This window comes from Leptolyngbya sp. UWPOB_LEPTO1 (genome assembly GCF_017302695.1).
Taxonomy (GTDB): domain Bacteria; phylum Cyanobacteriota; class Cyanobacteriia; order Leptolyngbyales; family Leptolyngbyaceae; genus Leptolyngbya; species Leptolyngbya boryana.
Genome location: NZ_JAFLCJ010000014.1, coordinates 102,000 through 122,080 on the forward strand (window position 1 = coordinate 102,000; position 20,081 = coordinate 122,080).

Annotated in this window: 21 protein-coding genes; 12 read left to right on the top strand and 9 right to left on the bottom strand. The window is 46.7% G+C overall.

Annotated features, from left to right (window positions below; translation table 11 throughout):
- The first annotated feature begins 24 nt into the window (after positions 1–24).
- From pstC to recR, 5 genes are all read left to right on the top strand, one after another.
- The gene (gene pstC / locus J0L70_RS20440) at positions 25–987 is read left to right on the top strand and encodes a phosphate ABC transporter permease subunit PstC (RefSeq protein WP_268242607.1); all 963 of its coding nucleotides are present in this window, start codon (positions 25–27) and stop codon (positions 985–987) included.
- A 20-nt stretch (positions 988–1,007) separates the two neighbouring features.
- On the top strand, positions 1,008–1,892 hold the full coding sequence (pstA, locus tag J0L70_RS20445; protein ID WP_287455696.1) for a phosphate ABC transporter permease PstA: 885 nt from the start codon (positions 1,008–1,010) through the stop codon (positions 1,890–1,892).
- A 4-nt stretch (positions 1,893–1,896) separates the two neighbouring features.
- The gene (gene pstB / locus J0L70_RS20450; protein WP_287455697.1) at positions 1,897–2,706 is read left to right on the top strand and encodes a phosphate ABC transporter ATP-binding protein PstB; all 810 of its coding nucleotides are present in this window, start codon (positions 1,897–1,899) and stop codon (positions 2,704–2,706) included.
- 369 nt (positions 2,707–3,075) lie between these two features.
- The gene (locus tag J0L70_RS20455; protein WP_190653278.1) at positions 3,076–3,426 is read left to right on the top strand and encodes a histidine triad nucleotide-binding protein; all 351 of its coding nucleotides are present in this window, start codon (positions 3,076–3,078) and stop codon (positions 3,424–3,426) included.
- Positions 3,411–4,076 carry a recombination mediator RecR gene (gene recR, locus J0L70_RS20460; protein ID WP_502711031.1) on the top strand — a complete coding sequence of 222 codons (666 nt, stop codon included), beginning with the start codon at positions 3,411–3,413 and terminating at the stop codon, positions 4,074–4,076. Before J0L70_RS20455 ends, recR begins: the two co-directional genes overlap by 16 nt.
- A 44-nt stretch (positions 4,077–4,120) precedes the next feature.
- On the opposite strand, the gene J0L70_RS20465 is transcribed toward recR, so the two are convergent.
- On the bottom strand, positions 4,121–4,612 hold the full coding sequence (locus J0L70_RS20465) for a hypothetical protein (RefSeq protein WP_287455698.1): 492 nt from the start codon (positions 4,610–4,612) through the stop codon (positions 4,121–4,123).
- A 337-nt stretch (positions 4,613–4,949) separates the two neighbouring features.
- Positions 4,950–7,508, bottom strand: coding sequence for a two-partner secretion domain-containing protein (locus J0L70_RS20470; protein ID WP_287455699.1), 2,559 nt, complete (start codon positions 7,506–7,508; stop codon positions 4,950–4,952).
- Between the two features lie 225 nt (positions 7,509–7,733).
- On the opposite strand from J0L70_RS20470, the gene J0L70_RS20475 reads away from it, so the two are divergent.
- On the top strand, positions 7,734–7,940 hold the full coding sequence (locus J0L70_RS20475; RefSeq protein WP_287455700.1) for a hypothetical protein: 207 nt from the start codon (positions 7,734–7,736) through the stop codon (positions 7,938–7,940).
- A gap of 51 nt (positions 7,941–7,991) precedes the next feature.
- Here the strand turns inward: J0L70_RS20475 and gcvP are convergent, their stop codons facing one another.
- The 3 genes from gcvP to gcvT form a co-directional block, all read right to left on the bottom strand.
- Complete coding sequence (gene gcvP, locus J0L70_RS20480) at positions 7,992–10,919, bottom strand: aminomethyl-transferring glycine dehydrogenase (protein WP_287455701.1); 2,928 nt, start codon at positions 10,917–10,919, stop codon at positions 7,992–7,994.
- A 278-nt stretch (positions 10,920–11,197) separates the two neighbouring features.
- Positions 11,198–11,587: a glycine cleavage system protein GcvH gene (gene gcvH, locus J0L70_RS20485; RefSeq protein WP_017289076.1), complete on the bottom strand. Its 390-nt coding sequence runs from the start codon at positions 11,585–11,587 to the stop codon at positions 11,198–11,200.
- Between the two features lie 32 nt (positions 11,588–11,619).
- Complete coding sequence (gene gcvT / locus J0L70_RS20490; protein ID WP_287455702.1) at positions 11,620–12,714, bottom strand: glycine cleavage system aminomethyltransferase GcvT; 1,095 nt, start codon at positions 12,712–12,714, stop codon at positions 11,620–11,622.
- A 199-nt stretch (positions 12,715–12,913) separates the two neighbouring features.
- Here gcvT and J0L70_RS20495 point away from each other — a divergent pair, with 199 nt between their 5' ends.
- From J0L70_RS20495 to J0L70_RS20505, 3 genes are read left to right on the top strand one after another with little or no spacing between them, the layout of a single operon-like run.
- Entirely contained in the window at positions 12,914–14,209 is a 1,296-nt protein-coding gene (locus J0L70_RS20495) for a glucose-1-phosphate adenylyltransferase (protein ID WP_017289078.1), read from the top strand.
- A 19-nt stretch (positions 14,210–14,228) separates the two neighbouring features.
- Positions 14,229–14,834 (top strand): AAA family ATPase, encoded by a 606-nt coding sequence (locus J0L70_RS20500; protein WP_287455703.1) that lies wholly within the window; start codon positions 14,229–14,231, stop codon positions 14,832–14,834.
- Positions 14,834–15,133, top strand: a complete 300-nt coding sequence (locus J0L70_RS20505) for a hypothetical protein (RefSeq protein ID WP_017289080.1) — start codon at positions 14,834–14,836, stop codon at positions 15,131–15,133. The genes J0L70_RS20500 and J0L70_RS20505 overlap by 1 nt, the downstream gene beginning before the upstream one ends.
- On the opposite strand, the gene J0L70_RS20510 is transcribed toward J0L70_RS20505, so the two are convergent.
- On the bottom strand, positions 15,111–16,016 hold the full coding sequence (locus tag J0L70_RS20510; RefSeq protein ID WP_017289081.1) for a metal ABC transporter permease: 906 nt from the start codon (positions 16,014–16,016) through the stop codon (positions 15,111–15,113). The genes J0L70_RS20505 and J0L70_RS20510 overlap by 23 nt on opposite strands.
- Before the next feature lie 168 nt (positions 16,017–16,184).
- Positions 16,185–16,985, bottom strand: coding sequence for a metal ABC transporter ATP-binding protein (locus J0L70_RS20515; protein ID WP_287455704.1), 801 nt, complete (start codon positions 16,983–16,985; stop codon positions 16,185–16,187).
- A gap of 206 nt (positions 16,986–17,191) precedes the next feature.
- On the opposite strand from J0L70_RS20515, the gene tgt reads away from it, so the two are divergent.
- The 3 genes from tgt (at position 17,192) to J0L70_RS20530 (ending at position 18,948) form a co-directional block, all read left to right on the top strand.
- Positions 17,192–18,298: a tRNA guanosine(34) transglycosylase Tgt gene (gene tgt / locus J0L70_RS20520; protein ID WP_287455705.1), complete on the top strand. Its 1,107-nt coding sequence runs from the start codon at positions 17,192–17,194 to the stop codon at positions 18,296–18,298.
- 12 nt (positions 18,299–18,310) lie between these two features.
- Positions 18,311–18,742, top strand: a complete 432-nt coding sequence (locus tag J0L70_RS20525) for a DUF29 domain-containing protein (protein WP_017289084.1) — start codon at positions 18,311–18,313, stop codon at positions 18,740–18,742.
- Positions 18,743–18,810: 68 nt separating this feature from the next.
- Positions 18,811–18,948: a photosystem II reaction center protein K gene (locus tag J0L70_RS20530; protein WP_017289085.1), complete on the top strand. Its 138-nt coding sequence runs from the start codon at positions 18,811–18,813 to the stop codon at positions 18,946–18,948.
- Positions 18,949–19,030: 82 nt separating this feature from the next.
- On the opposite strand, the gene J0L70_RS20535 is transcribed toward J0L70_RS20530, so the two are convergent.
- Positions 19,031–19,582 (bottom strand): glutathione S-transferase family protein, encoded by a 552-nt coding sequence (locus J0L70_RS20535; RefSeq protein ID WP_017289086.1) that lies wholly within the window; start codon positions 19,580–19,582, stop codon positions 19,031–19,033.
- Between the two features lie 8 nt (positions 19,583–19,590).
- Positions 19,591–20,055 (bottom strand): hypothetical protein, encoded by a 465-nt coding sequence (locus J0L70_RS20540; RefSeq protein WP_287455706.1) that lies wholly within the window; start codon positions 20,053–20,055, stop codon positions 19,591–19,593.
- Between the last annotated feature and the right edge of the window lie 26 nt (positions 20,056–20,081).

The following is a 20,081-nucleotide window of genomic DNA, read 5'->3' on the forward strand; positions in this document are numbered from 1 at the left end:
AATCCCAATTGTCACCCAATTGTTATGAGTTCTTCGCTTTCTTCACGATCTCCATCTCCATCACCTTCGATTACGGATGGAAATACAGCATGGCTTGATCGGGGCTTTGCTTGGGTGCTTCAGGCTGTTGCATTAGCCTCGATCGGAGTATTGCTGTGGATGGGTTGGGTGATTTTTAAGTCTGCTGCTCCCGCAATTCAGGCATTTGGGTTGGGATTTTTATCGCGTCAGGAATGGGATGTCAATCAGCTTCAATTTGGTGCTCTGACTTACATTTACGGAACTCTTGTGAGTTCTTTTATTGCACTCTTATTTGCGGTTCCAGTTGGCATTACCGTTGCCATTGTGACGAGTGAGAAATTCTTACCTGCGGTAGTGCGATCGCTGTTAGGATTTCTAGTCGAACTGATTGCTTCAATCCCTAGTGTCATTATTGGTTTTTGGGGAATCTTTGTCTTGATTCCATTTATGAAACCGATTCAACTCTGGCTGCATCAGCAATTCGGTTGGATTCCGTTCTTTAGTACTGAAACCTTTGGACCAAGTTTACTCGTTGCTGGAACGATTCTAGCTGTGATGATCTTACCCACGATCGCAGCAATTAGCCGAGATGTGATGACAAGCATTCCGCAAGAGTTAAGAACTGCTTCGATGTCACTCGGTGCAACGCGGTGGGAAATGATTTTCACCATTCTCTTACCTGCGAGTGCTTCAGGAATTGTCGGAGCCGTCATTTTAGCGTTGGGTCGGGCGTTAGGCGAAACGATGGCTGTAACGATGGTAATTGGGAATTCGGATCAAGTTAGCTTATCGTTGCTAGATGCAAGTAATACGATTCCTGCAATTTTAGCAAACCAATTTCCCGAAGCATTAGATGAATTACATATCGGCGCATTGATGTACTTAGCATTGATTTTATTTGCATTAACGTTAATCGTTAATATTATCGCGACCGTATTGGTAAAAATCGTAAGCTTCAAGCGTTAGTCTTTTATTGATTTTGATCAATGTCAAGTTTTTTTGATCGGCAACTTACAAAGCCATTATCGGTTGATCGCCGTTTGTTCAGTTATGGGATGAGTGCGATCGCAGTTCTGCTCACCGGACTCGCGTTACTTCCGCTTTTGTCTATTTTGTTTGAAATTCTCCGTCAAGGTTTACCCAATTTGCGATGGGAAGTTTTGACGAATCTTCCTGCTCCAGTGGGGGAAGCAGGTGTCGTAAGCGGATTTGCTAATGCGATTCAAGGTACAGTCCTCATGGTTGGACTTGCCGCGATGATGAGTATTCCGTTTGGTATTCTCACAGCTATCTATCTCGTTGAAATTGGACGTGGAAATACTATTGCTCAGATTGTTCGATTTGTGATGTCAATCTTGAGTGCAGTTCCCTCGATCGTAGTTGGTGTTTTTGCTTATGCAGTGATTGTACTTTCTACGATTTTGGGATATCGCGGTTTTTCTGCATTAGCGGGTGCATTCGCATTAGCCGTGATTATGCTACCCATCATTGTTTTGTCAACCGAAGAAGCATTAAAGCTAGTTCCAACTCAGCAGCGTTTAGCTTCCGCCGCATTGGGTGCTAACTCGATTCAAACAACCTTCAAAGTTGTATTGAAAGCGGCATTACCTAGTATTACGACTGGAGTTTTATTAGCGATCGCTCGTGTTTCTGGTGAGACAGCACCATTACTATTTACTGCATTGTTTAGTCAGAACTGGGTCGAGCAAGCTTTCAACCCAACGCCATCACTATCCGTGATGATTTACAACTATGCAAGCTCAGCCTTTCCTGAGCAAAATCAATTAGCTTGGTCAGCATCGGTTGTGCTGTTGGGCATTGTTATTCTCACCAATTTACTGTCCCGGTTGATCACTCGTCGCCATCCATAACACTATGAAACCCGATTCCAGTATGCAATTTGCTTCTCAAGCCACCGATTTAGCCCTTTGTGTCAAAGATTTAGCCGTTTACTATGGCACTCGCAAAGCGATAGAAGGTGTGTCGATCGAGATTCCTTCTGCACAGGTAACCGCGATCATTGGTCCTTCGGGCTGCGGTAAATCTACATTTATCAAAACACTGAATCGCATTGGTGAGCTTGAGAGCAATATGCTTATCGAAGGAACGATTCAGTTCTTTGGGCAAGATATCTATAGTAATCGGGTCAATCTCAATCGCTTGCGGCGGCAAATTGGCATGGTCTTTCAGAAGCCGAACCCGTTTCCAATGAGCATTTACGATAATGTTGCCTATGGAATTCGCGTGTTTAGTCGTCCTTCCCGCTCAATGTTGGATGAAATGGTAGAATCTGCCCTCAAAAGTGCAGCGCTGTGGAATGAAGTCAAAGATCATTTGAACAAGTCAGCCTTAAGCTTGTCAGGTGGGCAACAGCAGAGGCTTTGTATTGCCAGGGCACTAGCTATCAAACCCAGAGTCCTACTCATGGATGAGCCATGTTCGGCGCTCGACCCGATCACAACAATGAAGATTGAAGAACTGATCCAGGAATTGCGGGAACAATTCACGATCGTGATTGTGACGCACAACATGCAGCAAGCCGCACGGATCAGCGATCGAACTGCATTTTTTAGTACCGATGAAAGCCAAATTGGACAATTAATCGAAGTTGATGCAACGAGTAAAGTATTTAGTGCAGCAACCGATGTCCGCACCCGCAATTATGTCGAGGGTCGCTTTGGTTAGAAAATTTTGGGCATCATACTGCTTGAAGCGGTAGGTAGATAGGAGCAATGAACTTGAAGATAGTTGCTGCGTTTGCGTCTCGCCCTGAACTGGAAGTTCGGGCTAACAGTGCGAAGTGGGTTGAAACCCACTGAAGAAGACGTTGCGATTGGCTGTTAGTCCAGTTTAGTGGACTTCGCACGGGTAGCCCCGAATTCATTCCGGGGCGAGTCAGCAACGAAGCGAGAGGACTCGCCCCGGAATGATGTTTAATCATGCCCATCTACTTATTTTCTTCGAGTCTAAGAATTCATAACGATTCCCCAAACTGCATTTTGGTCGAGTCTTTCCTGACATACAATAATCAGCGAACCACTTTTAATTGCTGTCATGAGCGACTCGAACGACACAATCTTCGGCAAGATTATTCGTAAAGAAATTCCTGCTGATATTGTCTACGAAGACGATCTTGCCCTTGCCTTTCGCGATGTGAACCCACAAGCCCCCGTTCATATCCTGGTCATTCCCAAACAACCGATCGCGAAACTCGCCGATGCCGAATCTCAGGATCATGCCCTGATGGGCCATCTCCTCCTCACTGTTAAACGGGTCGCCGAACAGCAGGGACTCAGCAACGGTTATCGAGTTGTCATCAATACAGGTGAAGATGGCGGACAAACCGTGTATCATATGCACCTACATCTTCTGGGCGGTCGATCGATGAGTTGGCCCCCCGGATAGAAGCGGTTTACGCTACGATCGAACTCAGCGCAATCGGAGGAAGGACAACGGTTTACACACGCCCTTTAGCTCGTCTCATCGAGCAACTTCAACACCTCCCAGGTGTCGGTCCTAAATCAGCCCAACGTCTCGCACTACACATCCTCAAACGTCCCGAAGAAGAAGTGAAAGCTTTGGCAATGGCGTTGATGGAAGCGAAGCTGCAAGTTGGGTTCTGTTCTGTTTGCGGTCATTTGTCGGCTGAACCCGTTTGTGAGATTTGTCGATCGCCTCAACGCGATGCGAAAACCATTTGTGTTGTGGCAGAGTCTCGTGATGTGATTGCGCTTGAGAAAACGCGGGAATATCGCGGGAAATACCATGTTTTAGGCGGGTTGATTTCCCCGATCGATGGGATTGGTCCTGAGCAATTGAATATTAAGCAGTTAATTCGACGAGTCAGCCAGCAGAAAGTAGAAGAGGTGATTCTTGCGATTAGTCCGAGTGTGGAAGGTGAAACAACGACGTTGTATGTCGGGAGTTTGCTCAAACCCTTTACTCGTGTGACTCGGATTGCATTTGGGCTACCAATGGGTGGAGATTTAGAATATGCCGACGAAGTGACTTTAGCACGAGCATTGGAAGGTCGGCGCGATTTAGAGGGGGTTTGAGCCGCTTCAGATTAATCAATTTGTCTGGGTGATAGGAAGTCACTCTAATTTTGATGCGTTAAAAGACTAGATAGATCAAGTTTGAAACTCAACTCAGCGGCACCAGCTTTAGCCAAATTCGTCAGTTTCTGCGCGATCGCGTTCAAATCTCTCCGACTCAATCTGTCACGTTCAGGAGATTGAATATACTTCGGAGTCTGGTTTAAAATGTTCGGTTGTATGAGTGGAACCAGTTGTCCTGAAAGCCAACCACGACTATCGTAAGCCAACTCCCAAGGCTGGATGAGGAAGACCCCTGATGGCTGATGTGGAACCGCAGAAATCAGTGTGAAAGTGTTGTCCTTCAGCCCAGCAACATCTCCAACGGAAAGAGAAAGACTGAGACCGAAGGGATTGCCGTCTACAGTCTTGCTTCTACTTTGGAAAACAATCTCTCCCGGTGCATTCGGATTGGGACGAACTGCGCGCGCATTCAAAATCGTTTCTGTGGTCGGATCAATCTCACCGATCGTCACCGTGTCAGTTTGTTTATACATGAGAAATAAGAACGCTTGACTCAGGGTTTTACCGACAGAAGTTAATGTTTCACTCAGACGACTGAGAAAAGTTTTGGAAAAAGCAGGATCTGGAGATAGAGTCCTTAAAGATCCTGATGTAAAGAAAGGGGAGCTTACAGTTGCGGACAGTTGATCTGGGAAAAGTGATGGCAGCGTAGCTCTGTCGATCAGCGTTAACTCAGTCGATAATTTAGATGAAGTTTGCATTGGTTGCTCCCCTGGATTCAACTCGCTAACTCTTCTGATTCTTTGCTGATTTTAATCACTAGGTTGCAGCAGGCGATTGCAGAAAAGTGCAAAGGTTATCGTTCAGTATCTAAGAACATTCCCGACTTAAAATCAAATCGCCATTTGAAAGTTGATACACCCCCTGCGGCTCAATGATTGGTTCACCGCGTTGCCAACTTGCAGCCGGACTCACAGGTTGAATCGTTCCAGTGGAGTAAATAGAGATATCTCCAGGATTTGTGGGTAATCCACCTGCGCCAATAATGTAGAAAGTATTTTGGCGATCGCGAACCATACAGCGATTGGCAAGCAGTTGGTTTGGATCAACCGAATTTTGCGAAAGTTGTGTCAGATCGTTTTGTAAAAAAGTAATATCTGGCACTCCAGTTACCGTACCAAACACCACACCACTTGCATTGACATCAACACGACCATTGGTGAACAACGCATTGAGCGCCTCGCGATTCGTTGTCGGTGGCGCAGAACGATAAAGCGGATCGCTCAAAAAAGCACGAGTCTTAAATTCAATTCTGCCCCCGTTCCCTGCTGGCGCAAACGCTAAAATATCACTGTTCTCTAAAGCCACGATCGCATCTGCATCTAAAGTAATATTGCCACCATTACCCACGTTACTATCTGTAGTAATCTTACTATTTCTCCATAGTGCAATTGTCCGAGCCTCTACAGTAATCTTACCTCCCTCCCCCAAGCCCTGACTACGAGCCGTGATTTGAGTGCTATCCGTTAAATTGATGGAACGACCTGTAATCCTAATATTTCCACCTCTGCCCATTTCGTTTGAAATGCGTGTCGCAAAAATTCCATTCACAATGCCTTGGGTAGCAAATTGAGAGGTCGAGGTCAGATCGCCTTGAACATTGAGCAAGATATTGCCTGCATTTCCTTGATCGAAGTTACTAGCACTGATACCTGCTCCATTGACCAGAAACAGTTCAGACGCATTGACTTGAATCGTTCCACCTTGACCACTGACCAGCCCACTTCTGTTACCAGAATTAATGACTGCACCCGGAAATCGAATAATCCGCTCGTTAAAGTTGGGATCAAAGCCAATCAACCGAGCAGTTCCGGTTGCATTAATTGTAATATTGCCAGCTTTGCCACTTCCTTGCGTCAAGGCAGTCAGTTGCGCCCCACCGCTCACCTCAAATGTATCGGTGTTGATCGTAATACTGCCGCCTTCACCACTACTGGTCGTCCGCGTATTGACCAATGCACCATCAGCGAGTCGAAAACTTCTCGTTCTCATCGAAATATTCCCTGCTTTCCCGCCGGCCCCTGTACTACTGGATAGGGCACTAGAGTTGCCGCTGATTGTTCCGGTGCCAGAAATATTGACGGAATCTCTTGCCACAATTGTGATGGTTCCTGCATCTTTATCAGCACTAAAGGTTTCAGTAATGAAGGAAGTTCCTCCTGTTAAATTCAGCTTGTCAGTTTGAACAGAGATTGCCCCACCTGTTCCTTGCCCAAATGAGACAGAGGCAATGATCGCTTCATCTGAAGCATTCAAAGTTTCTGCTTGAATGACAATATCGCCTGCATCTCCAAGACTGTTCATCAGTGTATTGGAGAGGACGATCGCGCCATCAGTCAAATTCAACTGTCTCGTCTTGATAAAAATTGAGCCCGCATTCCCCGAAGCACCATTTGTCACCTGATTGTAAATGCCTGATAGGGTCAGCGTTCCAAAGCTAGAGCCAATCGGTTCAAGACCAGAACCGGAAAGATGGATTTCGTTTGCATTGAGGGTAATGATGCCCCCATTCCCTGCGCCTTCAGTCCCAGCAACAAACCGCGCACCTTGATTCGCAGTCAACCGATTTGCATTCACCACCAAAGAACCATTCTTTGCACCCCGGACTGACACTCTCGCTCTGTTATCGAGCGTGACATTTGCCAGTAAGCGATCGCTAGGAAATTGCAGTCTGAATGTTTCGCCATTCATGCTCAATCCAACCGTGCCTGAGCTTGCCAGCCCTCCGAGTTCGAGATGTCCTTCCAGTGCATTGAGATTGCCATTATTGAGGAGAATATCCCCACCGACGAGGAGTAAACTTCGACCGTTGGGTACGCGCAATCCCGTAATCGGAATTCCACCAGGGCTGACCAGTCCAGTAAGCGTATTTGCATTATTCCGAATTTGCCCGGTTGTTGCTTGACTGAACAAAAATGCAGAGGGATCGACGGCAAGTAATGGATTTTGGGAAGGCACAGAAGCGGTCGCCGAGAACGTTGCACCTCCTGGAAATTGCAGTGCATCTGCTGTGGTTGCAACAAATGAGCCACCGATCTCCAATTGAGCATTTTGACTGAAGAGAATACCATTTGGGTTAATCAGGAAAAGATTTGCACTGCCTTGCGATCGCAAAACTCCATCAATCTCTGATTGCTTTCGACCCGTGATCCGCGCAAAAATATTAACAATACTGGAATCATTGAGAAAGCTAGCAATGCTTTGCGTTGGGACATCAAATTGTGCAAAGCTATGAAATAAGTTTCTGCTTCCAACGGTTGTTCCGCCTGTAATCTCAAAAATGGCTCCCTTGGGAGTTACAGTTGTATTTGTTGAGCCATCACTAATGATTTGAGCAGTTGTCGGGCATGTCACTGTAAGCGTCGCCATACACCCAATGATCCTTAGCCAAGTGCAATGATTCATGAACGCAGCCCCTGAATAGAACTCTGGAAAGACTGAATCTACATCAAGCTTTTCCGGAGGTTGGTTCTGATGATATTGTTTCTTTCAGGGTTAATCAAGGTTTCGTCGTAGGTCTCCTTGACAAGAAGAAGGATTGTTCTCACAAATGCAAGCTACGATAAAATTGAAGCGGTAGATCAATTCATAGCTATGGGTAAAGAAGAAAAACTCCTCAAATATTGGCGCGAACTCTCATCTGTAGATCAAGACCGCGTTCTGGAGTTTACACAGTCGCTTCAGGAAAATCATCGTCCGACAGAAACTAAGCAAATGAATTCTAGAGAGCGAGTTTGGCAAGCTTATCTAGAATCAGAACAAGAAAATCAAAAGGTCTATCAACGTCTTGCAAACTCCTGAATTTTGAGCATGAAAGGGAGGGCATTGCACCCTCCCAGGTTTAGTAAGTAATTAGCTTTCGTAAGCATCCATTGGTAGACAGGAGCAAACTAGATTACGATCGCCAAAGGCATTATCAATTCGTCCAACGGCTGGATAGAATTTGTTTGCTTTTGTCCATGCCGTCGGGAAAATTGCCTCTTGCCGTGGATAAGGACGATCCCAAGTCTCAGACGTGAGATCTGCAACTGTGTGAGGTGCATTCTTCAAGAGATTGTTCGTGCGATCGACATTGCCATTCTCAATGGCTCGAATCTCTTCTCGAATCGCAATCATGGCATCACAGAAACGATCGAGTTCCGCTTTCGATTCACTCTCAGTCGGCTCAACCATGACCGTTCCTGCCACAGGCCAAGAAACTGTTGGCGGATGGAAGCCATAATCGATCAATCGTTTTGCAATGTCATCGACTTCGATATCTGCATTTTTCTTGAATTCACGCAGATCGAGAATACATTCATGCGCGACCCAGCCATTCTTGCCCTTGTACAACACGGGATAATGTCCTTCCAGGCGTTTTGCAATATAGTTCGCGCTCAGAATGGCAATCTCAGTTGCCTCGGTCAAGCCTTGACCGCCCATCATTGCAATGTACATCCACGAAATCGGCAAAATGCTAGCACTGCCCCAAGGCGCGGCTGACACGGCTCCAATTCCCGATTCTCCACTCGTTGCCACAACCGAATGATTCGGCAAGAACGGAACAAGATGCGAAGCGACTCCAATAGGGCCAACTCCAGGGCCGCCACCTCCATGCGGAATACAGAAGGTTTTGTGCAAGTTCAAATGGCACACATCTGCACCAAAATCACCGGGACGACACAAGCCGACTTGAGCATTCATGTTTGCGCCATCCATGTAGACTTGCCCCCCGTTCTCGTGCACGATCGCACAAATCTCTCGAATGCCTTCTTCAAACACACCATGCGTTGAAGGATAAGTCACCATCAAGGCTGCTAGATTCTCTCGATGCTGTTCAGCTTTTGCTTTGAGATCTGCAATGTCGATGTTGCCTTCGTGATCACATGCGATCGCAACAACTTTCATCCCTGCCATGACTGCACTCGCTGGATTCGTGCCATGAGCAGATTGAGGAATCAAACAGATCGTGCGATGAGTATCACCCCGACTTTGATGATACTGACGGATAACGAGCAAGCCAGCATACTCACCTTGAGAGCCTGCATTCGGTTGCAATGAAATGCCTGCAAATCCGGTAATTTCAGACAGCCAGGATTCGAGCTGTTGGAACAACGTTTGATAGCCTTGAGTTTGATTCGTCGGTGCAAAAGGATGAATCTGTCCGAACTCTGGCCAAGTAATCGGAATCATTTCAGCAGTTGCATTTAACTTCATCGTGCAAGAGCCGAGCGGAATCATCGCAGACGTAAGAGAGAGATCTCTCGACTGCAAGCGATACATGTATCGCAGAAGTTCCGTCTCCGATCGATAAGCCGAAAAAGTTGGATGAGTCAGATATTTGGAAGTCCGAATAAACGCAGATGGAATTTGAGGATCAGGAATCGCAGGCAGCGATCGACCTGCAAAACAACCGACTAAATCGAGTAAATCCGCTTGAGACGTGGTTTCATCGATCGAGATCCCCACGGTATCGGAATCAATCTTGCGTAAGTTGATCCCTTTCTGCAACGCACGCGCCAGAACAGCATCCGCATCACATTCGACTTTGAGCGTGTCAAAGTAAGGCTCAGTTCCAAGCTTGAGTCCGAGTTTTTGCAGCGCGATCGCTAATTGTGCAGTTAAACGATGAACGCGATCGGCAATTTTTCTCAAGCCTTCTGCACCGTGATACACCGCATACATGCCCGCAATCACAGCGAGTAAAACTTGGGCTGTACAAATGTTGCTCGTTGCTTTATCCCGGCGAATATGTTGCTCGCGAGTTTGCAGCGCCAGTCTCAAAGCAGGCTGACCATTACGATCTTTAGAAACACCAACTAATCTTCCAGGCAATTGGCGTTTGTAAACTTCTTTCGTCGCAAAGTAAGCCGCATGAGGGCCACCATAACCGAGCGGAACCCCAAATCGTTGAGTATTGCCGATCGCAATGTCAGCTCCAAATTCTCCCGGTGCTTTCAGCAGGGTCAAACTCAACAGATCAGCCGCAACCGTCACTAATGCGCCCGCTTGATGAGCACGATCGACAAATTCAGAATAGTCATAAATCGCGCCATCGGTTGCGGGATATTGCAGCAATGCCCCAAAGATCGGAGTGTCAAATTCAAAGGTTCGGTGATCGCCGACGATTACTTCGATTCCAAGTGGCAATGCACGAGTTTGAATCACTTCGATCGTCTGAGGATGACATGCTTCTGACACCCAGAACGTCTTCGCTTTATTTTTCACAATGCCATAGCTCATGGACATCGCTTCTGCTGCTGCTGTGCCTTCATCTAGAAGTGACGCATTCGCAATTTCCAAGCCTGTTAGATCCATGATCATGGTTTGGAAATTCAGCAGCGCTTCGAGCCGTCCTTGAGAAATTTCGGGCTGATACGGCGTGTATTGCGTGTACCAACCTGGATTTTCGAGAATATTGCGCTGAATGACAGGAGGCGTAATGCAATTCGAGTAGCCCATGCCAATCAACGATCGCAGCACTTGATTTTTCGACGCGATCGCTTTGAGTTCCTTCAAAAGCTCATATTCACTCCGACCCGATCGAATTTGTAGCGGACGCTGAATTCGGATGCTTTTTGGCACAGCCTGCTCGATTAGATCGGAAGTCGAGTTTAATCCCAATACCGCGAGCATTGCTCGAATTTCTTCACCTCGCACCCCGATATGTCGATCGACAAAGCGATCGGTATAAGTCAATTCAGGAGTCGAAACAGTGGATTCTGAAGGTTCGGACGAATCGAAATCGAGCGAGCGAGCGTAGTCGGACAATGCGGACACGGACACTGTGGGTTCAGACATAGATTACGAATCGTTTAGAGTGACAAAAGCAGGTTCGATTCTAAGTCAATTTTCGGAGCCGCAAATGTTTGAGAAGACTCAAAATCTGAAGCTCAGACAGATTAACCTAGCCTAAATGAGGCTTTAAAGCTGAAATTCCAAACCATCAAGCACGTTGAACGTTCAAGATATCAAAATTTGTTAGACACATTCTGCAACAATTAACCCGCCAGCGGAACTAGCGGGTGTAAAGCTACAGTGAAATTGCCATGTAGATTTCGGAAATTACTGAGAAATTTTCAAGCACCCTCAACCTGAGCACGGTATTCATCGGCTGACATCGCATCGTCAATCTCAGTCGAATCGCTGATTTGCACCTTGATCAGCCATCCGTCTGTATAGGGAGCGTCTACCAATTTCTCTGGCGAATCCATCATTTCTGTATTTGCCTCTAGCACGGTTCCGCTTACCGGAGATTTCAAATCTTCCACCGCTTTCACGGATTCCACGGTGCCAAAATTCTCGCCTTTTTGAACCTCAGTTCCAGGTTCTGGCAATTCCAAAAACACAATATCGCCAAGCTGATCGATCGCGAATGCGGTGATCCCGATCGTGGCAGTGTCGCCATCGAGCTGGACATATTCGTGAGAGTCTGTGTATTTCAGTGTGTCAGGATATTCAAATGCCATGATGTCTAAACGTATCGAAGATTTTTCTTATTCTATTTGCTTGCGCGGTAGAACGGACGCTTCACGACGATCGCGAGATAGTTCTTCCCTCGAATGCCAATTTCGACTTCCTGCCCAGGTTTCGATAGCTCAGTCGGAACATAGCCAAGCGCGATCGCTTGTCCGACCGTCGGTGCTAACGTCCCACTGGTGACAATTCCAACCTCTTTCCCTTCAAAGAAAATCGGATAGTCATGTCGCGCAATATTTCGTCCTTGCATTTGTAATCCGACTAAGCGCTTGTTCACGCCGTTTTGTTTTTGCTCTTCGAGGACGGATCGCCCGATAAAATCACCCTTGGTATCGAGATGCACAAGCCAACCAAGCCCCGCTTCTAAGGGCGTTGTTGTCTCGTTAATATCTTGTCCGTATAACGCCATTGCCGCTTCTAATCGCAATGTGTCCCGCGATCCCAACCCGCAAGGAGTCACGCCGGAATTTAACAACGATCGCCAAAGTGCGATCGCGGCTTCTGGTGCGAGCATCACTTCAAATCCATCTTCTCCGGTATATCCGGTACGCGCTAAGAAGGCAGGCTGTCCTAAAACATGCGCTTCTAAATGCCCAAAGGCTTTCACCCCTGACAAATCTTGATCGACGATCTCGCTTAAATATTCGACTGCCTTCTTCCCTTGCACTGCGATTAAAGCTTGAGTCTCTGAGAGATCTTGAAACTCGATCCCACTTAGATTTGCCAGCATCCAATCGCGATCTTTCTGAGTCGTTGCGGCATTCACAATCACGACCCAGCGATCGTCGCCTTGAAAATAGAAAATCAAATCATCAATGATCCCGCCTTGCGGATTTAGCAAGACTGTATATTGAGCTTGTCCCGACTGAAGGCGACTCAGATCCGATGGCACAAGTTTTTGGATTTGTGTCAAAACATCCCGACCGCTCAGCGTGAATTTACCCATATGGGAAATGTCAAACATGCCTGCTTGCGATCGCACAGCCTGATGTTCTTGAGTAATTCCGCCAAATTGGACAGGCATTTCCCATCCCGAAAAACCCGTCATCCGGGCATTGAGTTCGATCGCTAATTCATACAACGGAGTTCGACGCAAAGCTTCCAAAGGCTGACTCACAAAAAACTCAACACAGATATTCTAAACGTAGCGTTACTCCTGAACTCAGGGGTTTGAATGTATTCTAGAATGCAAATATCTACGGATTCGAGAATATTGATCCCTGATTTCAATTTCTCTGCCTCAAACCTCTTGTCAACTTTGCCATACAGACAGAAACTAATGGTGGGAGTCGAAGTGGAAGTGCGAGGTTATTTTTGTGAAAAAAGTTTTAGCTATTATTTTAGGAGGGGGTGCTGGAACCCGTCTGTATCCATTAACCAAGCAGCGGGCGAAGCCAGCCGTCCCATTAGCCGGAAAATATCGACTCATTGATATTCCAGTCAGTAACTGTATCAATTCTGAGATCTTTAAGATCTATGTTCTGACGCAATTCAATTCGGCTTCTCTCAACCGCCACTTAGCTCGCGCTTACAATTTTTCAGGGTTCAGTGAAGGATTTGTTGAAGTCCTCGCCGCTCAGCAAACTGCCGAAAATCCGAACTGGTTCCAAGGAACTGCCGATGCGGTTCGCCAATATATTTGGCTGTTTCAAGAATGGGACATTGATGAATATGTGATTCTGTCGGGCGATCACTTGTATCGCATGGACTATCGCGAATTCGTTCAGCGTCACCGCGAAACTGGAGCGGATATTACGCTTTCAGTTGTGCCGATGGATGAGGCACGCGCTTCTGATTTTGGTTTGATGAAGATCGATGATTCTGGACGAGTTGTAGACTTTAGCGAGAAGCCGAAAGGCGATGCGTTGAAAGCCATGCAGGTTGATACGACCGTTTTAGGATTGTCGCCTGAAGAAGCAAAACAAAGCCCCTACATTGCTTCAATGGGGATCTATGTCTTCAAGAAAGAAGTTCTCGAAAAATTATTGAGAGAAGCCCCGAATCAAACTGATTTTGGAAAGGAAATCATCCCCAGTTCGGCAAGTACTTACAACGTTCAAGCCTACCTGTTTAACGACTATTGGGAAGACATCGGAACGATTCAAGCGTTCTACGAATCGAATTTGGCGTTAACCCAACAACCCTATCCGCCTTTCAGTTTCTACGACGAGACGGCTCCGATCTATACTCGTCAACGCTTCTTGCCACCGAGCAAATTCCTCGATTCTCAAATTACCGAATCGATCGTGGGTGAAGGCTGCATCCTGAAAAATTGCCGAGTGCATCATTCGGTGTTGGGTGTGCGATCGAGAATTGAAGCAGGCTCGATCATCGAAGATTCGCTAATTATGGGTGCGGACTTCTACCAAGGTAATACTGAGCGCAAATCGGGCGCGGATTGTGATAGTCCGAATGTACCGCTAGGAATTGGTTCAGACACGATTATTCGTCGTGCCATTATCGATAAGAATGCTCACATTGGATGTAATGTCCAAATCGTGAACAAAGACCATGTGCAGGAAGCCGATCGAGAAAATCTCGGTTTCTATATTCGCAGTGGGATTGTTGTGACGTTGAAAAATGCGGTGATTCCCGACGGAACGATTATCTAAACCGATTCGATTAGTGCTAATGATTGGACTGCCAGGGAGCGGGAAATCGACTCTGGCAGATTCTTTGTTGGCAGATGAATCGTTGCCTTCCGAATTGTTGTGCTCTCGCGAATGGAATTTTCAGGACACTCATACAAGAAGGTTAATCTCCACCGATGCTATTCGCGCTCAACTGTTCGGAGATGAGGCGATTCAAGGCAGTTGGCTAAAAATCTGGCTCGAAGTGCGATCGCAATTTCAACAAGCAGGAAGTGCGATCGCAGCCGACGAACTCGAATTTGCGATCTACGATGCCACCAATGCTGTGCGGAAACAACGCCGAGCCGCGATCGCACTCGCACGAAAAGCTGGATTCACACACATCACTGGAATTTGGGTCAATCCAACGATCGAGATTTGTCTAGAGCGAAATCGACTGCGATCGCGCCAAGTTCCAGAAGAAGTCATTCACCGCATGGCTCGCCGATTATACGGAGCACCACCATCCGTAGAAGAAGGATTAGATTGTTTGATTGAAACTGAAAGCCAGACTACTCCCCACCCCCTACTCCCCACTTTTTCTGATCCCGAAAGTAACTTTCCAAGTCATAATGAACAGAGCGTTAACTCACCGCACGCAACATAATGGACGCTTTTGAACCGACTCCGCCGACTTGGACAACTTCGGCAGTTCATTCTTTCTCTTTTGCTTGTCCAACCTGTCATAAGTCTTCCAAGGAAGCGAATGGAGTTTGGATCAATCGTCGCGCTCCGGTATTCACCGAAGACTATCGCAAAAAATGGCAGGAATTCTATCATTGCCAATGCGGTCAAGTTTGGTGGGCATGGAGTAGCGATCGCCCACCGAGCGAACTTGGAGAACGCGAACGGGATGAACCTCGCCGCCGCCGTTTTGATTCGTTTAACCCTTTTGACGACTTCTAGGCATTAAGCTTTTAATCTCACGTAATAACGGAATCGATTGTCGAGTCGTCGATCGCGGTTGTGTGAGAACTCCATGTCGAGGACTCAATAGAAACGCCAGAAAAAACAATGCCGATGTGACCATCACGATCGCGGCTCCCGATGGCAAATTGTAGAAATAGCTCAAATACATGCCGCTGATACTGGAGAAAATCCCGATCGCGGCTCCAACGATCATGACGTGGTGCAATCGCTTGACTAACAAATAGGCAGTTGCACCTGGAGTAATGAGCAACGATAAAACCAGAATGACACCTACAGCTTTCATGCTGGCAACGATCGTTAATGCAATCAAGACCATCAAACCCAAATTCAGCAAATTGGTCGGAAGCCCTGCTGCTTGTGCGCCTAAGGCATCAAAAGTATAGAAAAGAAGTTCTTTATAAAAGAGCACCACGATCGCTAAAATCACCGCAGCAATAATCGCAGTGTCTCGCACATCGCCTGTTGTCACACCCAAAATATTGCCAAATAGAAAATGATTCAAATCGATTTTGTTATCTTTTTGAATCACCGTAATTAACGTAATTCCAAGTGCAAAAAACGCACTGAAGACAATGCCCATGGCGGCATCTTCTTTAATCGGCGATCGCGTGCGAATCCAAGCAATAATCAAGGTACTGAGAACGCCTGCGATGAATGCGCCCACAAAAATATTGAATCCAAACAGAAATGCGATCGCGAGTCCTGGCAGAACCGAGTGGCTAATTGCATCACCTAAGAGGGCTAAGCGTTGAACAATCAAATAGCTCCCGACGATCGCGCAAATCAACCCGACTAAGATGGCGATGATTAGGGATCGCTGCATGAATCCATATTGCAAAGGCTCAATGAGGGCTTCCATAGTTCGATGGTGGATGAAATGACTCTGAATGTTTGCCTAGCGAATAGAACTCACAGCGACGACAAAGTTCGCCTGACGTAGACTACCCGCCATGCTTGTAATCCACCCTATGCGAGTTTTGTCTGGATTACCATGAATTAAATCGCTGAGTGAATCGAATTCACGATCCTAAGCAGCATCCGAGAAGAATACAACCTTCCCACCATAAGCCTGCTGCAAATTCTCTTGAGTCAAGACTTTCTGCCGAGATCCACTTGCAACTAGCGATTTATTCAGCAAAATCAACTCATCAAAATTGACGATCGATTCACCCAAATCGTGATTCACCACCAGCACCAATTTATTCTCGCGCGTCAACTCCTTAAACACATCGAACATAATTGTCTGGGTTTTCTGATCAATTCCGACAAACGGTTCATCAAAGCAAAATACATCCGCTTGCTGTGCCAATGCCCGCGCCAAAAAGACTCGTTGTTGCTGCCCACCGGACAAATCCGAGATTGCGCGATCGCGAAACTCCAACATTCCCACCCGCTCTAAAGCCTGGGTTACTAACCTGCGACTGATCGAAGAATATCGCTGAAACCAGCCCGTTTTCTTCGTCCGCCCCATCATTACAACATCCCAAACGGTGACAGGATACGACCAATCAATCTGCGATCGCTGCGGCACATACGCGACTCGATCCAACTGATCCACCAGTGCTTTTCCTTCGTACTGCACCGCACCGCTCACCGCCGGAATCAATCCGAGCATTGCTTTAATGAGCGTACTTTTTCCGGCTCCATTCGGCCCGAAAATTCCTACCAACCGACCGGATTGAAGCGAGAAGCTAACATCCGTCAGTGCCTCGATCGCTCGATACTTCACACTAAGATTTTCGACTGTCAGATTTGGCGAAATATCCAGTGCTTGGGTATGAACAGTCAATCGGGGATAAGAATTCTCAAAGAATGGAGTCGATTGCATATCAGTGTCCCTGGTCAATAATGAAAGAATAATGAAAAGTTTGAATACTCTAAAGTATGACAGAAAATGAAAGAAAAATGAAAATCTCTTAGCTTCCTAGTTTAGGCAAAGTCAAATTGAGTTGAATCAGCTTTATGGAAGACAATCGCAATCTCATCCCCTCGCCCTTATGATGGAATCTTGCGTTTGTTTCGGAATCCCAAGTCTTGAATCAATTCTCTTACCAGTGCCAAGCTCGTTGCACTCATACCCACGCCCGCGCTGGAGTCTTCCATACTCCTCACGGCATTGTCGAAACGCCTCGCTTCATGCCCGTCGGCACACTCGCCAATGTCAAAACCATTACGCCTGATCAACTCGAAGCCACAGGCGCACAGATGGTTTTGTCGAATACGTATCATCTGCATTTGCAGCCTGGAGAAGACATCGTAGAGCGAGCCGGAGGCGTACATCGATTTATGGGTTGGTCAAAGCCAATGCTGACCGATTCAGGCGGCTTCCAGGTCTTTAGCTTAAGTGAGATGAGAACGATCACCGATGAAGGCGTAACCTTCCGCTCGCCTCGCGATGGGCAAATGATCAAAATCACACCAGAGAAATCGATCCAGATTCAAAATGCTCTGGGTGCAGATGTGATCATGGCATTCGATGAATGTCCTCCACCGGGAGTCGGACGAGACGCGACTGAGAAAGCAACCGCTCGAACCTACGATTGGCTAAAACGCTGTATTGAGGCACATGGGAGATCAGATCAAGCTTTATTTGGGATTGTGCAAGGGGGAGAATTCCTAGATCTCAGAGCCGAAGCCGTTCGACAATTGGCAGATTTAGATTTGCCAGGATATGCGATCGGAGGTGTCAGTGTTGGTGAAGCACCTGAGATTATCGATCGCGTTGTTCAAGCCACAACTCCTTTACTTCCCGACAATAAACCTCGCTATTTAATGGGTGTGGGAACCTATCGCGAAATCGCACGTGCGATCGCGGCTGGCATGGATTTATTCGATTGTGTGATTCCAACTCGACTGGCACGACACGGAGCTGCTTTAGTCCAAGGAGATCGCTGGAATTTGAAAAATGCGAAGTTCCGAGAGGACTTTCAGCCGATCGATGAAACTTGCCCGTGTTACACCTGCCAGAATTTCAGTCGGGCATATATCAGCCATTTGCTGCGGTCACAAGAACTGCTGGCTTACACCCTAATTTCGATTCACAATATTACTGAACTGATCCGATTCACCACCCAAATTCGGGCGGCGATTTTCAACGGCACGTTTCACACCGAATTCGCAAAATGGCTTACTCCTCTCTAGGGCATCAGCACTATGGAACTCTACGATCGCGACTTCTTCCAATGGACACAGCAGCAAGCTGACTCCTTGAAAAAAGGGCGTTGGGCAGAATTAGATATCGAAAATTTGATCGAGGAATTAGAAGCTTTGGGACGCAGTGAACAACGAGAGCTTGGCAGCTACTTGCAGGTTCTCATTTTGCATTTGCTCAAATATCAATATCAACCAGAACGAAGAACCAAAAGCTGGGAAACGACGATCATCAATTGCCGAGATCACATCCAAGATTGTCTAGAGGATACGCCTAGTTTGAGGCGGTTTCTTGAAGATCCAAGCTGGATTGAGAAGTACTATCGACGAGGATGCAGAGAAGCTGTGAAGGAAACCCGCTTACCCAGTGCAACCTTTCCTCCTGAATGTCCTTACTCGATCGCAGAAATTCTTGATCCCAACTTTCTGCCTTAAAGACGACCCTCGAATCATGTTAAAATCCGTATCAATTATGAGTCCTGTGTTGGAGAGGTCATCGAGTCATGGAAGCAGCAATGCTACTTGCAAAATTGCCCGAAGCTTATTCGATTTTTGATCCGCTGGTTGATATCTTGCCTGTAATCCCTGTTTTCTTTCTGTTGCTGGCATTTGTATGGCAAGCAGCCGTCGGTTTCAAATAAGTTAATCGATCAAAACGATAAAAAAAAGAGGGGTCAACACTGCCCCCTTTTTTTGTTGTACGATGCTCGACCTTTGTTGCATTTATTTCCGACCGCCGATCGATTTTTGAAATGCCGGACGTGCTGTGATTCGCTGCATATAGCTCACCACATTCGGATATTCACTCAAATCCAGTTTTAACATCAACGGAATATAAGCAAGCAAGGAACCAACTGCCACGTCTGAAACCGTAAACTGATCGCCTGCAATAAATTTACGCTTGCCAAAAATTTCATCGAGAGGCTGCATCAGTCGCGGCATTTCTCGCTCTCGATTCGTCTCTACGAAGATCCCAGGGCCCAACGTGGCATTGGCAAACAGCACCCATTGAGCCGCAATTGCACGTTGATTAACATCCGCATTATCATAGCGATCGAGCAAATAGAGCAAGATCGCACCCGACTCCCAAAGTTTCAAATCCCCATCCACGATCGCAGGAACCTTGCCGAATGGATTGATCTCGCAGAATTCAGGCTGCCGATGTTCCCCAGTTTGCATATCAAGCAGGTCAAACTCATAAGGGATCTCTAATTCTTCGAGATACCACTGCACAATCGATGCTCGACTGCGCGCACCCCCAAACAGTTTCAACATAAAATTTTCTACAGAACCTTGTGCGTATATTCGTGTTGTTTCACATTATCCTCAGTCTTCACAATTCGCTGAGAATTTAACACTCGTTTCCGCTCGGTTGAGAAATTGAAATCCTCGCGTGTTGTACCTGTTGGAATGTGAGATTGAGCAATCGATCGCGCTTTATAGGTTCGAGCCGATGCCGTAGCGCGGAAAACAAAATCATCACAGAATTGCGCGTCTGATGGAAAACACTCTGGGAGACGTAACGCTTCACCAGGGATCACAGAGCCGATCGTCGTCGCAGTTGCAACTTTATAAGAAGTTGGGATGCCTTTGACGATCGCTTCTAATGCCGCAGAAGGGATTGGCTCAACCACATTCACTTCATGGACCCCGTCATCGTCTTTGATAAAGCAAGTCGCCAACCCAACGACGAGATAATCATCGCTAGCAAGATCAGTTGTGTGAGGATAGCAAATCGTTGTCGTCATAATTTTTGCATTTGAAGAGATATGCA

What these genes read in the sequence shown, in the direction of transcription:
- pstC (WP_268242607.1), top strand. Translation starts at nt 25, where the DNA reads ATGAGTTCTTCGCTTTCTTCACGATCTCCATCTCCATCACCTTCGATT.
- pstA (WP_287455696.1), top strand. Translation starts at nt 1,008, where the DNA reads ATGTCAAGTTTTTTTGATCGGCAACTTACAAAGCCATTATCGGTTGAT.
- pstB (WP_287455697.1), top strand. Translation starts at nt 1,897, where the DNA reads ATGAAACCCGATTCCAGTATGCAATTTGCTTCTCAAGCCACCGATTTA.
- J0L70_RS20455 (WP_190653278.1), top strand. Translation starts at nt 3,076, where the DNA reads ATGAGCGACTCGAACGACACAATCTTCGGCAAGATTATTCGTAAAGAA.
- J0L70_RS20465 (WP_287455698.1), bottom strand. Translation starts at nt 4,612, where the DNA reads ATGTATAAACAAACTGACACGGTGACGATCGGTGAGATTGATCCGACC.
- J0L70_RS20470 (WP_287455699.1), bottom strand. Translation starts at nt 7,508, where the DNA reads ATGGCGACGCTTACAGTGACATGCCCGACAACTGCTCAAATCATTAGT.
- J0L70_RS20475 (WP_287455700.1), top strand. Translation starts at nt 7,734, where the DNA reads ATGGGTAAAGAAGAAAAACTCCTCAAATATTGGCGCGAACTCTCATCT.
- gcvP (WP_287455701.1), bottom strand. Translation starts at nt 10,919, where the DNA reads ATGTCTGAACCCACAGTGTCCGTGTCCGCATTGTCCGACTACGCTCGC.
- gcvH (WP_017289076.1), bottom strand. Translation starts at nt 11,587, where the DNA reads ATGGCATTTGAATATCCTGACACACTGAAATACACAGACTCTCACGAA.
- J0L70_RS20500 (WP_287455703.1), top strand. Translation starts at nt 14,229, where the DNA reads ATGATTGGACTGCCAGGGAGCGGGAAATCGACTCTGGCAGATTCTTTG.
- J0L70_RS20505 (WP_017289080.1), top strand. Translation starts at nt 14,834, where the DNA reads ATGGACGCTTTTGAACCGACTCCGCCGACTTGGACAACTTCGGCAGTT.
- J0L70_RS20510 (WP_017289081.1), bottom strand. Translation starts at nt 16,016, where the DNA reads ATGGAAGCCCTCATTGAGCCTTTGCAATATGGATTCATGCAGCGATCC.
- J0L70_RS20515 (WP_287455704.1), bottom strand. Translation starts at nt 16,985, where the DNA reads ATGCAATCGACTCCATTCTTTGAGAATTCTTATCCCCGATTGACTGTT.
- J0L70_RS20525 (WP_017289084.1), top strand. Translation starts at nt 18,311, where the DNA reads ATGGAACTCTACGATCGCGACTTCTTCCAATGGACACAGCAGCAAGCT.
- J0L70_RS20530 (WP_017289085.1), top strand. Translation starts at nt 18,811, where the DNA reads ATGGAAGCAGCAATGCTACTTGCAAAATTGCCCGAAGCTTATTCGATT.
- J0L70_RS20535 (WP_017289086.1), bottom strand. Translation starts at nt 19,582, where the DNA reads ATGTTGAAACTGTTTGGGGGTGCGCGCAGTCGAGCATCGATTGTGCAG.
- J0L70_RS20540 (WP_287455706.1), bottom strand. Translation starts at nt 20,055, where the DNA reads ATGACGACAACGATTTGCTATCCTCACACAACTGATCTTGCTAGCGAT.